The sequence below is a fragment of the Bacillus sp. FSL R5-0422 genome, from assembly GCF_038610765.1.
In the GTDB taxonomy this organism is placed as follows: domain Bacteria; phylum Bacillota; class Bacilli; order Bacillales; family Bacillaceae; genus Bacillus; species Bacillus pumilus_O.
Genome location: NZ_CP152014.1, coordinates 1,191,955 through 1,205,703 on the forward strand (window position 1 = coordinate 1,191,955; position 13,749 = coordinate 1,205,703).

Consider the following 13,749-nt stretch of genomic DNA (forward strand, 5'->3'; position numbering starts at 1 on the left):
CGCTTTATCTGAAAAATCCAGGAGGTGGATGTATGATCAAGCAAGCTGTCGATTTTATATTAGACCTTGGACCAACTATTATGCTCCCGATTATTATGACGCTTTTCGGTATGATTTTAAGGCAAGGCTTTAAAAAATCCTTCCGAGCCGGTATTACGATCGGAATTGGTTTTGTCGGTGTCAACCTTGTTATTAATTTACTTGTGAGCGGCCTTGGGCCAGCAGCAAAAGCCATGGTTAATTCCCTTGGGCTAAAGCTCGATATTTTGGATGTTGGTTGGCCGATTGGAGCGGCTATATCCTTTGGTACACCCGTTGCCCCTTTGATGATTCCTCTTGTGCTTTTGTTAAATGTCATCTTATTGTCCGTTAACTTTACGAAAACACTGAATGTGGATATTTGGAACTTCTGGCATTTGATTTTCGCAGCCTCTGTGACTTACTACGCTTATCATAATATGTTCTTGGCACTTGCTGTTGGGTTGATCGTCTCTGCTATCACGCTTAAATTAGCAGATTGGACGGCACCGACAATCGAACACCATTTTGGATTGAAAGGCGTATCGATGGCTCATGCTGAAACGGTCAACTTCGCGCCGCTTATGTATGCGTCCAACCGCATCATTGACAAAATCCCTGGCTTAAACAAAATTCATGCTGATCCAGAAACATTGAAGAAACGTTTTGGTATTTTTGGCGAACCGCTTGTGATGGGTCTCATACTTGGTATCATTATTGGTCTTTTGGGTGGCTATGATGCGAAAGGCGTCATGACGCTTGGTATTCAAATGGCAGCAGTTCTTGTGCTCATGCCAAGAATGGTTGCGTTATTAATGGAAGGTCTTATTCCAATCTCTGAGGGCGCTCGTTCTTATATTCAAAAGCGCTTCCCAGGGAAAAATGTCTATATTGGCTTAGATACAGCAATTGTAATTGGTCATCCGGCGAATATGGCGGTAGCCCTTCTAATGGTGCCAATTACGATTCTACTTGCAGTCGTTCTGCCTTACAATGGCATGCTGCCGTTTGCTGACTTATCAGTTCTACCATTTACAGTTGTATGGGCAGTAGCCGCCGCTCGTGGAAATATTATTCGCGGACTTATTAACAGTATTTTCACATTAATGATTGTCTTCTTTATCGCAACGAATCTTGCACCACTTGCGACAACAATGGGGAAAGCAGTCGGGTTTGACTTCCCAGAAGGAGCCAATATGATCTCAGGTATTGACCTTGGTTCCCACGTCATTCCTTGGATCATGGTGAGACTTCTTGATCCGAGCAACCCTTACTTTATTGCAGCGATTATCTGTGCTCTGGCTTATGCGCTTCTATGGTACTGGGTGCGAAATGATATTAAAAAGCAATATGCGAAAGAAATGGGCTTAGATCAGAAAGATCAATAAACGAGTTGGAGGGATTCTTATGGCAAAGAAAATATTGGTTTCATGCGGAACAGCGGTTGCAACATCAACGGTTGTTGCTAAAAAGGTTGAAGAGACGTTAAAGGAAAAAGGATACGATGTTGTGGTGGAGCAGTGCAAGGCATCAGAAGTCCCGCAAAAAGCGGAGGGCGCCGATTTAATCGTGACGACCACACCAGTGAGTGATACGAAAGGAACGCCTGTCATTCAAACATTATCTTTTTTAACCGGATTTGGCATTGAAGATGATATTGAAAAAATCATCGATCATATTAAGTAAACAATCATCCCATGGAGGAGCTTTCGTGGCTCCTTCTATGTATCTGAAAGGAGGACGTCTCATGCAGCATCATGCTTATAGCCGAACGTCTGCAGTGTTGTCTATTTTTCTTCCAGCCGTACTCATCTGTCTGTTTTTCCTTTGGTCTCTTTATACGTTAATGTCAGCAGGACCTGAACCGCTAGCTGTGTTAGGCGTTTATACGCTGCCTATTCTCATGCTTTCTAGCATCACTGGACTGAACCAACCGACAAACGTCATCATTAGTGAAGATAAACTCAAAATCGGAGCGTTTGGCAGATGGCACACATATTCGGTCTCTGATATTAAAGGAAAGCTTTTTATCAAGCCATACCCTCATATCGGGAAAGTCTATGTCAGGGTGGGCCCATCTCGCATATTCGGAGGACGTTACTGGATCTCCAGTGAGATGAGTGAGTACAAACAGCTTGTGCAAACGTTGCAGGATTTTGCGAAAGGTGATGAAAAGGAGGATGCAGCTACATGAAATCAGCTGTCTTTTATTCTTCAGAGGACATTCGGTATGAGAAGCGGAACCGGCCTGCAATTGGCGATGATGAAGTTCTATTAAGAATGCGTGCATGCGGCTTATGTGGCACAGATATTTACAAGGCGACACATGAGACGGTGCCTCCTGGAACGGTACTAGGGCACGAAATCGCTGGTGATATTGTTGAAACTGGAAAGCATGTGACAAATATAAAAACGGGAGACAGGGTTTATGTTGCGCACCATGTACCTTGCTTTACCTGTGACTTTTGTCAAAGAGGATTTTACACAATGTGTCCGCAGTTTTCAGCTACTAACGTAGATCCAGGTGGGTTTTCAGAGTATATCCGCGTACCTGCCTTACATGTCAAACACACAATGGGCAAGCTTCCGAATGACGTCTCATATGAGCAAGGGGCGATGGTGGAGCCAGTCGCCTGCTGCCTGCACGGGTTTGAACGAGCACCTGTTCATCCAGGAGATTCTGTGTTGATCCTTGGAGCAGGGCAAATTGGCTGTATTCAACTACAACTGGCCAAACATTATTTGGCTGGGAAAATAATGATAACGGATGTGAATGAGAACCGGCTGCTACAAGCGAGAAATTTAGGTGCAGACGTCGCTTTTCATCCAGCCTCTGAGCCTGTGGAAGACCGGGTCATGAGAGAAACAAACGGAAAGGGAGCAGACCTCGTTATTATTTCTGTTGGAAGTAGTGCGCTTTTAAAAGAAGCGTTTCAAGCAGTAGCGAGAGGCGGAACGATTTTAGTGTTTGCTCATTTTCCAAAGGGAGACGTCTCCATTCCGGCTGATCGATTTTTCCATGATGAAGTGAAAGTGGTAGGCGCCTATTCTTCACATCCTTATCACTACCTCGAAGCCCTTGAACTTTTAAGAGCAAAAGTGGTCAACACAGAAAAGATGGTGACGCATCGTTATCCATTAAGTCAGCTCCTGCAGGCAATAGAATGCGCTAGACACCCTGAAGGTGATAGTGTCAAAATCATGATGTATCCAGATGAATGAGAACGCAAGAGATTGGAAGAGAAAGAGAAGTTCTTTAGAAAAGGGCTTTGCCTTTCTCTTTTTTTCTGATAAAAGATGAAAACGCTTAAAAATGAAAGAGAAATGCTTGACTTCAATGACACTTAAACGTATGATTATTACAAATGTAACGCATAAGAACAAATGTAAAGGGGAGAGAAGAAATGCAAAAACAAATCACTTTGCCTGAACAGATTAGTCATGAGAGATTAGCAGATTTATATAAACAAATGTGGTTAGTGAGATATTTTGATGAAAAGGTCGACCAATTCTTTGCCAAAGGACTTATCCATGGAACCACTCATTTATGTGTCGGACAGGAAGCGTCAGCTGTTGGATCAATTGCCGTATTAAAGGACGAAGATAAAATCGTCAGCACACACCGTGGACATGGTCACTGTATTGCAAAAGGTGCAGAGGTCAATAAGATGATGGCAGAACTATTCGGGCGTGAGACTGGCTATTGCAAAGGAAAAGGCGGCTCAATGCATATCGCTGATTTAGAAAAAGGGAACCTTGGCGCAAATGGAATTGTTGGCGGCGGTATCCCATTGGCAACAGGTGCAGCACTCACATCTAAAATGAAACAGGAAGGCTTTGTCGTTCTTTGTTTCTTCGGAGATGGAGCGACGAATGAAGGCAGCTTTCACGAAGCGCTAAATCTTGCATCCATTTGGGATCTACCTGTTGTATTCATTTGTGAAAACAACCAGTACGGCATGTCTGGCCCTGTAAAAGAAATGATCAACATTGAAGACATTTCAACAAGAGCAGAAAGCTACGGAATACCTGGGAAATCGATTGATGGAAATGACATGGTCGATATTATGAACACAGTAGATGAAGCTGTCAGCCGCGCAAGAGCTGGAGAGGGTCCATCACTTATTGAAATGAAAACGTATCGCTGGAAAGGTCACTCTAAGAGTGATGCGAAAAAATACCGTACACGTGAAGAAGAAACAGAGTGGAGACAAAAAGACGGAATCAAGCGCTTTAAGTCTCTCTTGACTGAACTGAATGTTTTGACAGAGGAGCAGGCAGCGGTCTTACAGGAAGAAGCGAAGCAAGAAATTGAAGCGTCTGTTGAATTCGCTAAAAACAGTAAAGAACCGTCAATCGATACACTATTAGAGGATGTATACGCCTAATTAGGAGGGGAATCACGTGACAAAAACAACAGTGAGAGAGATTTCATATTTAGAAGCCGTTCGAGAAGCTATGAGTCAGGAAATGAGAGAGAACCAAGATGTATTCATTTTAGGTGAGGATATCGGCGTATATGGCGGTGCTTTTGGGGTCACGCGCGGCATGATTGAAGAGTTCGGTCCAGAGCGTGTACGCAATACACCTATCTCTGAGGCTGCCATTGCAGGAGGAGCAGTCGGAGCGGCTTTGACAGGTATGCGTCCGATTTTAGAACTTCAATTCTCTGACTTTATTACAATCGCAATGGATCAGCTTGTCAACCAAGCAGCAAAAACACGATACATGTTTGGCGGAAAAGGAAAAGTACCACTCGTTGTGAGAACACCAGCAGGATCAGGAACGGGCGCCGCAGCGCAGCATTCACAAAGCCTAGAAGCGTGGATGGCTCATATTCCGGGACTAAAGGTGGTTCAGCCTTCAACAGCGTATGATGCCAAAGGACTTTTAAAGGCAGCAATGGATGATGACAACCCTGTCATTTTCTACGAGCACAAGCTTTTATATAAAACAATCGGCGAAGTGCCTGAAGAGCAATATTCAATTCCTCTAGGGAAAGCTGATGTGAAAAGAAGCGGGAAAGACGTCACAATTGTAGCAACAGCGATTATGGTACACAAAGCATTAGAAGCGGCGAAGGAACTAGAGGCAGAAGGGATCGATGTTGAAATCATAGACCCAAGAACACTCGTCCCATTAGATGAAGAAACCATTATCGAATCTGTGAAGAAAACAGGTAAATGTATTGTGGTTCATGAAGCGGTCAAACGAGGCGGCTACGGCGGAGAGATTGCAAGTATGATAGCGGAAAGTGAAGCGTTTGACTACTTAGATGCACCGATTAAACGACTTGGCGGCCTTGCAGTTCCAATACCATACAACCCGACTCTGGAAAAAGCGGTCATTCCACAAGTGCCAGATATTATTGAAGCAGCAAAAGAGCTTGCACGCTCTTAAATAAAGGGGAGAAGATCATGCCAAAAGAGATATTTATGCCGAAGCTAAGCAGTACGATGGAGATCGGAACCTTGCTTCAATGGTTTAAAGAAGAAGGAGATTCGGTTGAAATCGGTGAGCCTCTATTTGAAATTATGACAGACAAGATCAACATCGAGGTGGAAGCCTATGATGACGGCATTTTTCTAAAGAAATACTACGAAGCTGATGATCAAATTCCAGTCAATGCTGTCATTGGATATATCGGTGAGGCAAATGAACAGGTGCCAAGCGAGCCGCCAGCACAGGCAGATGAGGATTCATCAGAAAGCGGCGAATCATCTTCACCAGACACAGTGTCATCTAGTTCTACTGAAGATCCAAAAACATCTAATGAAAAAGTACGTGCCACGCCTGCAGCGAGAAAAACAGCAAAGGATCATCATGTGGAGATTCAAGAGGTATCTGGCACAGGGCCAAAAGGCAGAGTTCAAAAGCGTGACGTCGAGGCAGTCGTTCATTCTAGCGAGAAAGACCAGCGCATCTCACCGCTTGCAGAAAAAGTCGCTGCTCGTGAAGGAATCGATTTAGCAGCCGTTTCTGGATCTGGCGCTCACGGCAAGATCATGAAGAGTGACGTACAAGCAGCGGCAACGCAAACAACAGAGGCTTCGCCTGTGAAAACACAAAAATTAGCTGGCATGAGAAAAGTGATTGCTGATCGCATGTCACAAAGTGCCTTTACAGCACCGCACGTCACATTAACAAGTGAAATTGATATGACGAAAGCGAAAGAAGTACGTCAGCAGTTACTTCCGGCGATTGAAAAAGAGACAGGCTACAGGTTGTCGTTCACAGAAATCATCATTCATGCGGTCAGCCATGTTCTCACGCGCCACCCGCAGATCAATATGACATTTGAACAAAATGAGCTCCATTTCCATGAGGATGTACACATTGGTCTCGCTGTTGCAGTGAAAGACGGTTTGATGGTACCAGTCATTTCTCATGCGAATCAAAAAGGATTAAAACAACTGACAAAAGAAGCGAAAGAAATTGGCCGAAACGCACGCGATCAAAAACTGCTTCCTGACCAGCTGAAAGGGTCCACTTTTACGATTAGTAACTTAGGCATGTATGCCATTGATGCCTTTACCCCGATTATTAATCAGCCAGAAGTGGCGATTTTAGGTGTAGGACGGATTCAAGATAAACCTGTTGCAGTAGATGGAGAAATTCAGGTGAGACCAATGATGGGGGTTAGTTTATCGTTTGATCACCGAGTGGTAGATGGCGCACCAGCGGCTGCCTTTTTAACAGACCTTAAAAAAGTGCTTGAACAACCATTTGAATTGCTAATGTAGGAGATGAATCGGATGACGAAAACGTATGATCTGACAGTCATTGGCGGAGGGCCTGGCGGATATACTGCCGCCCTTCAAGCGGCTGAGCGCGGACAGAAGGTTGCTTTGATTGAGGAGGATTTTCTCGGCGGTACTTGTTTAAATCGAGGCTGTATCCCTTCAAAGACTCTGCTTAAACATGCAGAAGTCATCGAATCAATCGAGAAGGCGAAAAGCTGGGGAATCGAAACAGGTGACATGATTCTTTCCTTCGATAAAATGAGAAAGCGCAAAGATGACGTCATTGAAAAGCTCAGAGGCGGAATCGCCTTTTTATTAAAGCAAGGAAAGATTGATGTCTATAATGGCAGGGGCACAGCGGTGACCAAGCATCGGATTGAAATAGAAAAACAAGATGGATCAGAATCGATTGAAACGAAAGAGTTAATTATTGCTACTGGATCTACACCAGCCATTCCACCAATACCGGGGCTTAAAGATGTTTCATTTGATACAAGTGATACAATCTTTGACATCCCAGATATTCCTGCTTCTGTCGTCATTATTGGCGGAGGTGTCATTGGTCTTGAGCTTGCTTGTATTTTCCAAAGTCTTCAATCGAAAGTCACCATTATTGAAGCGGCACCGTCCATTATTCCACAAGAGGATGAAGAAGCATCTAAGCTGCTAGAAAGAGAACTCAAGAAAAAGGGCATCCATATCGCGAAGAAAACCACTGTGACAGAGGTGACGGAAAGCGAAGGAGTCAAAGCGGTTCATGCAACAGATGATAAAGGGGAGACGCACATCTTTACAGCGGAAAGACTGCTTGTCTGCGTTGGAAGAAAACCAAATGTATCAGCTGTTAGCCAGCTTGATCTTCAGCTTGATGGTCCGTTTATCAAGGTGAATGATCAGATGCAGACAAGTGCTGAAGGTGTATACGCAGTTGGGGATGTCGCCGGCGGTTATCAGCTGGCTCATGCGGCGATGGCGGAGGCTGCTGTTGCGGTCAGCAATATTTGCGGCGTACCTGAAAAAATGAATGCTGATATTATGCCTAGATGTATTTATACATTACCAGAGGTGGCAAGTGTCGGTCTTACAGAGAAAGAGGCAAAAGCTAAAGGGCTCAGCGTACAAACAGAACGATTTGATTTAGCGGCAAGCGGTAAAGCGCTAGCGGCAGGTGTTCAATCAGGCTTTATAAAGTTAGTTTACGATACAACATATGGTGAAGTGATCGGCGCAACGATGGTAGGTCCGCATGTCACAGAGATGATTTCAGAAGCTTCCTCCTTTATGTATTTAGAAGGAACAGCAGAAGAGATGGCGAAAATGATTCATCCGCATCCGACCATCTCAGAAGGTTTTTATGAAGCAGCTCTTGAGATCGTGAGTAAGCTGAGAAAATAAATGCTAAACAAGGGATAGGGAGGAGATGCATGTGCACGTCCAGCTTCATCAGAAAGCGGCACTTGTGACAGGTAGCACAGATGGATTTGGAGAAGCCATCTGCTTGGCTTTAGCCCGGGCAGGTGCACATGTCTTTTTACACACATTTCATGATGAATCAAAGGCTAGAACCATTTGTGAAGACATACAAAAAATAGGCGGTAAGGCAAGTATTATCATGAATCCGCTTGAAACGCCCCGTGATGCCACGCGTATGCTGAGGCAAGTGATTGATACGTGCGGGAAACTGGATATTTTGGTCAATCAAGCAGCGCAAGGAGCAGAAGCAGAGCTTGACGCCACTCACCCTAATGAGTGGATGGACGAAGTGGAAACCGCTGTGAATACTGTTTTTCTTTCCAGTCAAGCTGCCGTATGGCATATGGTTGACCAGAAGCAAGGCTGCATTATTAATATATCGTCCTCAGGCAGTATTACTGGAGATGGCGGGATCTCACATGCGACATCGAATTCTATGCTGAATGCTATGACAAAAGGGCTGGCGCGAGAATTTAAAGGCAAAGGCATTCGAGTGCTCGCCTTATTACCGCCGCCTCTCCATTTGATTCCTAACGCAGAGCAAATCAAGGAGACTGTGGCCCATATGACGGTCTTTTTAAGTACATCATATGGCGCATTTACAGATGGCGCAGCGATTATGCTTGATGGGGGTGAGAGTGCTGGCTAATGATCAAAAACCAGTTCTTATCGTTGGCGGTGCCCAAGGGATTGGAAAGGAAATTGCTAAGCGTTTTTTAAAAGAAGGGCACAGAGTGGCTGTGTCCGATATAGATGAACAAGGACTTTTACTTTTAAAAAAACAGCACTCTCAGCTGCTGACATTTCAAGCTGACGTTTCATCGTGGGAAAGTGTTCAGCAGATGATCTCAGCAGCTGAAAGGGAGCTCGGCGGCATTGCTCATCTTGTCTATTCAGCAGGGATGACAAAATCACTTCCTTTCTTAGAAGTCGATTTCTCACTTTGGAAAAAGACACTGGCTGTGAACTTGTATGGTCTTTACTATTGCATCAAAGCGTCAGCACCTTATATATGTGAGCGGCAAGAAGGAAGCATTGTTGTGATTGGATCAGGATCTGCTATTACTGGCTCAGGCGGCGGCATTCAGTATTACGCCTCAAAAGCAGGTGCTTTTGGCCTGATGCGTTCGCTTGTAAAGGAATTAGGGGCACACCATGTGCGTATCAATGTGATTGCCCCCCGCGTGATTGAATCTCAAATGCTTGATACGCTCTATCCTACTGAGGTGGAGAAAAAGCAGCTGCAATCGCTCATTCCTATCGGGAGATTAGGAAGACCAGACGATATCGCAGGACTCACTTTATTTCTTACCAGTGACGAGGGAAGCTATTTACACGGACAAATTATCCTGTTAGACGGCGGGAGAACGTATCAGCCAAAATATACAGAGTGAAAAAGAGCGGAGAGGTAATCGCTCTTTTTGTCATTTTCATAACAATTGTTCCAATTAGAAACGAATGTTTGGTATACTGGGAATCATAGTATATTAAAAGGATGATGTCACATGCTGAATTGGGAAGAAAGACGACAGCTCGTCAAAGTTGCTCATCTTTATTATACAGACGGGTGGACGCAGCAGGAAATCGCAAAAAAGCTCAATGTCTCAAGACCAGTCATTTCAAAGCTCTTACAAAAAGCGAAAGATGTGGGAATCGTTGAGGTATACATTAAAGACGAAAGTATTCACACGGTGGAACTGGAAAAGCAGCTCGAAACAACATTTCAATTAACAGATGCTGTCGTTGTCCCAAGTGTCGGGACAATGTCTGAGATGGTGAAACGGGCAGTCGGTCAAGCTGGCGCCTATTATTTATCTAAAAACATGAAAGATGCGGAGAAAATCGGCATTTCATGGGGAACTACATTAGCTGAGCTTGTAAAGGAATATCCGTTTGAGCGAAGAAACGATGTGAAGGTCATCCCGTTAGAGGGCGGAATGGGCAGGCAAGCAGTCGACATTCATGCCAATCAGCTGGCATATGAGCTGGCAAAGAAAATGAATGGCACGTGTTCCTATTTATATGCCCCGGCGATTTTAGAAACAGAAGAATTAAAAGAGCGACTTATGGCAATGCAGGATATAGAGGCTGTGCTTGAAGAAGGTAAAAATGTCGACATTGCCCTCATCGGTATTGGTAACCCGCATAAAGGGTCAACATTAAAAACAGTTGGTTATTTAAAAGAAGAGGATTTATCTGGTTTAAGGCAATCAGGGGCTGTTGGTGATATTGGCTTTCGTTTCTTTGACGGTCAAGGCAAGCCTGTCCAAGATGAACTGAATCAAAAGGTCATTGGTTTATCACTGGAGCAGTTAAAAAGCGTCAAAACGGTTATCGCTGTTGTAGAAGGAACCCATAAAGCTGAAAGTATTTTAGGGGCTTTAAATGGTGGCTTTATTCAAGTGCTGGTGACAGACGAACTAACAGCGGCAGCTATTTTAAAGGAAGCTTCCGTCCAATAAACGGCGAATAGCTATCGAACTGTATAAAGAGAGCAACATCAAACGAGAAAGGAGCTGTGTATCTTGAAGAAAACCGAAATGGAAGCAAACTTACATTGTACTCGGTGCCAAGAAGAGACCCTCCACAGCATCGTTTATGTGAATGATCAGATGAAAAGCGTTGAGTGTACAGAGTGTCATCAGAAGATCAGTGTGCAAGTCGACATCATGAAGGAATTTTACAAAGAAGTATACGAAAAAATTGCGACAAAGCCAAAACGGATGACGCAGGAATACAAGGCGAATTTGAATGGATTTATCTCAAGACTGCCAATCCGCGTGCTTAGTAAGCCATACCGGCTCATGAGATATTTAAACGAATCATACAAAGTGATTAAGCAATATAAAAAATAGCAGAGCTGATTAACGCTCTGCTTTTTTGTGTGCTTTTTTCATATAATAATAAAGAGGCAGCCCAGCAATTCCGATCAGCATGGAGATGAGACAGCTTTTCCAGTCGGTGATCATGGTGCTGATTAAGACGAATAAGGAACCGATAATCGCAACGATTGGTGTGAGCGGATAAAGTGGTACGCTATAAGCACGCTCGATTCCTTTGTTTTGTTTTCTCAGTTTAAAGACTGCGAAAAAGGCCATGACATAAAAGATATAGATCATGAAAATCGAAACCTCTGACAGCTTTTCTGGATTGCTGACGATCATAAACACAATGGCGATCAGAATTTGTACAAATACAGCAATCCATGGTGTTTTAAATGTAGGGTGAATCCGCGAAATCGCATTTGCGAAAGGGATTTGCTTTCGCTCTGCCATCGCGAAAATCACACGTGGGAATGAAAGAACCTTTCCGTTCAAACAGCCAAAGATACTAATGATGATGCCAATACTAATGACCTTACCACCGATTGGTCCAAAGAGCATTGTCGCAGCAGTACTTGTCGCATTTTCTCCAAGCTGTACGATTTGATCTGCTGGTAACACGTGCAAAAGAGCGACATTAATGAAGAGATAGCAAGCCGTGACAATTAAAATCCCGCCTGCCATTGCACGAGGAAGCAGTTTCTCTGGGTTTTTCATTTCACCGCCAAGTGCAGCAAGCAATATCCAGCCATCATAGGCAAAAAGCGTAGCCAGGATCGCTGCACCGAAGTTCATTTGAGCGATGCTATCGTTGACAGCCATCAAAATATTTTCGTTTCCTTTCCATAAGCCAAACACAATAATAGCGGCAATCGGGACAAGCTTTCCAATGGTGGTCAGCCCCTGAACAAAACCGCCGTATTTTGTTCCCATGATGTTAATCAAACATAAAAATAAAACAGTGATAATGCCAATTGTTGTCGACCATAAAGAAGAAAGAGAAAATAAATTGGCTAACAATGAACCAAAATAAAGACCAAGCGCACCGATGATGGCAGGTCCGTAAATGATAATTTGCACCCAGCCGCATAAATATCCCCAAAACTCACCATACACTTCTTCAAGATAGGCATATAATCCGCCAGTCCGAGGGATTTGTGTACCAATTTCAGCAACAGTGAGTCCGCCTGCAAGGGTTAGAATGCCACCTAACAGCCAAGCGAATAATGCGATATCTGAGCTTCCTGAATAGGAAAGGACGTTGCCTGGCTTCATAAAGACGCCGGACCCGATAATCGTCCCGATGACAAGAGATAGGGCGAAAAATAAGCCGATGTCCTGTTTTAACGCTGGTTGTTCTTTGTTCATTACACACGACCTCCTGCATCACTTTCGTACGTTACTGTGACATGTATTTTGTTCATTGTAATACGATTTTAGGAAAACAAGAATTAAAAAAATTTTCTGATTTTCGTATTTGTATATAAAAGTGTTCGTTTATTGGAGATATCAGGGTAAATGTTTTATTAAAAACGAACAATAAAAGATTATTTTTGATTTAATGTTAATTTTATAGCTAGAAACCGAACATCTAGGCTAATGGTTGACTTTTGTTGAAAAATGTCCTATTTTATTCATAAGGATATTATCTTGAATTCGAGATATTTTGAAATAGGAGTGATTATAATGAAAATCAATGGGATTCACCACGTATCTGCATTAACAGCCAATGCTCAAAAAAATGTTGATTTCTACCGCCAGATTCTTGGCTTAAAACTTGTCAAGAAAACGGTCAATCAGGATGACCCATCTATGTATCACTTATTTTATGGAGATGAGGTCGCTTCACCGGGAACGGAGCTCACTTTCTTTGAAATTCCTATGCTTGCTCGTCGTTTGAAAGGAACAAACGCCATCACAAGCACAGGCCTTCTCGTTTCTTCTGAAGAAGCACTTACATTTTGGGAAAAGCGTTTTGAAGAGACAGGGGTGCAGCAAGAAACGGCTTCCTTGAGAGGGGGCAGACCTGCCTTGCGTTTTCAAGATCCAGAAGGGCAACAGCTATTTTTAACAGTCGAACCGGCCGCACAAGAAGCAGGCTCACCGCCAGTACATGATGATATTCCGGCAGAGTTTTCCATTAGAGGTTTGGGGCCAGTGGAATTAACGGTTGCAGAAGCGGACAAAACGATTCGTGTTTTAACGGACATCCTTGGCTTCAGGGAAAGAGCGCGTGAACAATCAAAAGATGGTGAGATCGTGACCATTTTTGAGTCAGGAAATGGTGGTGCTGGAACAGAAATTCATGTGATCGAAAAAACGGAAGGGCCTTCTGAACGTTCAGGCAGAGGAAGTGTGCATCACGTAGCTTTTCGTGTGGAAAATGCTGAGGAATTGGAAAAATGGTATGACAAAATATCAAAAGCAGGATTCACGAACTCTGGTGTTGTGGAACGTTTCTACTTTAAAGCCCTTTACTTTAGAGAATCGAATGGTATTTTATTTGAAATTTCAACAGACGGTCCTGGGTTTACAGTGGACGAAGGAGTGGATGAGCTTGGCGATCAATTAGCTCTTCCTCCATTTCTAGAGCACAAACGAGCAGAAATAGAACAGAGATTAACACCCATTCAGTCATCATAAAAAGTAGCTCATGAGGCTTTCTATCACGCTGAAAAGGATAAAAAGGGCTA

General features: G+C 43.6%; 14 protein-coding genes. 13 read left to right on the plus strand and 1 reads right to left on the minus strand.

All coding sequences use genetic code 11. The features are described 5' to 3' along the window. Nucleotides 1–32 precede the first annotated feature (32 nt). From MKX52_RS05940 to MKX52_RS05995, 12 genes are all read left to right on the plus strand, one after another. Nucleotides 33–1,406: a PTS transporter subunit IIC gene (locus MKX52_RS05940; protein WP_095408274.1), complete on the plus strand. Its 1,374-nt coding sequence runs from the start codon at nucleotides 33–35 to the stop codon at nucleotides 1,404–1,406. Between the two features lie 19 nt (nucleotides 1,407–1,425). Next, nucleotides 1,426–1,704, plus strand: coding sequence for a PTS sugar transporter subunit IIB (locus MKX52_RS05945; RefSeq protein WP_003212259.1), 279 nt, complete (start codon nucleotides 1,426–1,428; stop codon nucleotides 1,702–1,704). A gap of 61 nt (nucleotides 1,705–1,765) precedes the next feature. Then, nucleotides 1,766–2,212 carry a hypothetical protein gene (locus MKX52_RS05950; RefSeq protein WP_342491661.1) on the plus strand — a complete coding sequence of 149 codons (447 nt, stop codon included), beginning with the start codon at nucleotides 1,766–1,768 and terminating at the stop codon, nucleotides 2,210–2,212. Beyond that, entirely contained in the window at nucleotides 2,209–3,240 is a 1,032-nt protein-coding gene (locus MKX52_RS05955) for an alcohol dehydrogenase catalytic domain-containing protein (protein ID WP_144472355.1), read from the plus strand. The genes MKX52_RS05950 and MKX52_RS05955 overlap by 4 nt, the downstream gene beginning before the upstream one ends. Before the next feature lie 182 nt (nucleotides 3,241–3,422). Then, nucleotides 3,423–4,406 carry a thiamine pyrophosphate-dependent dehydrogenase E1 component subunit alpha gene (locus MKX52_RS05960; RefSeq protein WP_342491662.1) on the plus strand — a complete coding sequence of 328 codons (984 nt, stop codon included), beginning with the start codon at nucleotides 3,423–3,425 and terminating at the stop codon, nucleotides 4,404–4,406. 31 nt (nucleotides 4,407–4,437) lie between these two features. Next, on the plus strand, nucleotides 4,438–5,418 hold the full coding sequence (locus MKX52_RS05965; protein ID WP_041816214.1) for an alpha-ketoacid dehydrogenase subunit beta: 981 nt from the start codon (nucleotides 4,438–4,440) through the stop codon (nucleotides 5,416–5,418). A gap of 17 nt (nucleotides 5,419–5,435) precedes the next feature. Beyond that, nucleotides 5,436–6,761, plus strand: a complete 1,326-nt coding sequence (locus MKX52_RS05970) for a dihydrolipoamide acetyltransferase family protein (protein ID WP_342491663.1) — start codon at nucleotides 5,436–5,438, stop codon at nucleotides 6,759–6,761. Between the two features lie 12 nt (nucleotides 6,762–6,773). Then, nucleotides 6,774–8,156 (plus strand): dihydrolipoyl dehydrogenase, encoded by a 1,383-nt coding sequence (gene lpdA, locus MKX52_RS05975; protein ID WP_342491664.1) that lies wholly within the window; start codon nucleotides 6,774–6,776, stop codon nucleotides 8,154–8,156. 25 nt (nucleotides 8,157–8,181) lie between these two features. After that, nucleotides 8,182–8,883, plus strand: a complete 702-nt coding sequence (locus tag MKX52_RS05980) for an SDR family NAD(P)-dependent oxidoreductase (RefSeq protein WP_236832310.1) — start codon at nucleotides 8,182–8,184, stop codon at nucleotides 8,881–8,883. Further along, on the plus strand, nucleotides 8,861–9,628 hold the full coding sequence (locus MKX52_RS05985; protein WP_342491873.1) for an SDR family oxidoreductase: 768 nt from the start codon (nucleotides 8,861–8,863) through the stop codon (nucleotides 9,626–9,628). Before MKX52_RS05980 ends, MKX52_RS05985 begins: the two co-directional genes overlap by 23 nt. Before the next feature lie 111 nt (nucleotides 9,629–9,739). After that, the gene (locus tag MKX52_RS05990) at nucleotides 9,740–10,696 is read left to right on the plus strand and encodes a sugar-binding transcriptional regulator (RefSeq protein WP_058014214.1); all 957 of its coding nucleotides are present in this window, start codon (nucleotides 9,740–9,742) and stop codon (nucleotides 10,694–10,696) included. 63 nt (nucleotides 10,697–10,759) lie between these two features. Beyond that, nucleotides 10,760–11,089 carry a hypothetical protein gene (locus tag MKX52_RS05995; protein WP_008358910.1) on the plus strand — a complete coding sequence of 110 codons (330 nt, stop codon included), beginning with the start codon at nucleotides 10,760–10,762 and terminating at the stop codon, nucleotides 11,087–11,089. Between the two features lie 9 nt (nucleotides 11,090–11,098). Here the strand turns inward: MKX52_RS05995 and MKX52_RS06000 are convergent, their stop codons facing one another. After that, complete coding sequence (locus MKX52_RS06000) at nucleotides 11,099–12,424, minus strand: amino acid permease (protein ID WP_119124735.1); 1,326 nt, start codon at nucleotides 12,422–12,424, stop codon at nucleotides 11,099–11,101. Between the two features lie 318 nt (nucleotides 12,425–12,742). Between MKX52_RS06000 and MKX52_RS06005 the strand changes: the two genes are divergently transcribed. Continuing rightward, nucleotides 12,743–13,699 (plus strand): ring-cleaving dioxygenase, encoded by a 957-nt coding sequence (locus tag MKX52_RS06005; protein ID WP_342491665.1) that lies wholly within the window; start codon nucleotides 12,743–12,745, stop codon nucleotides 13,697–13,699. Nucleotides 13,700–13,749: the final 50 nt, after the last annotated feature.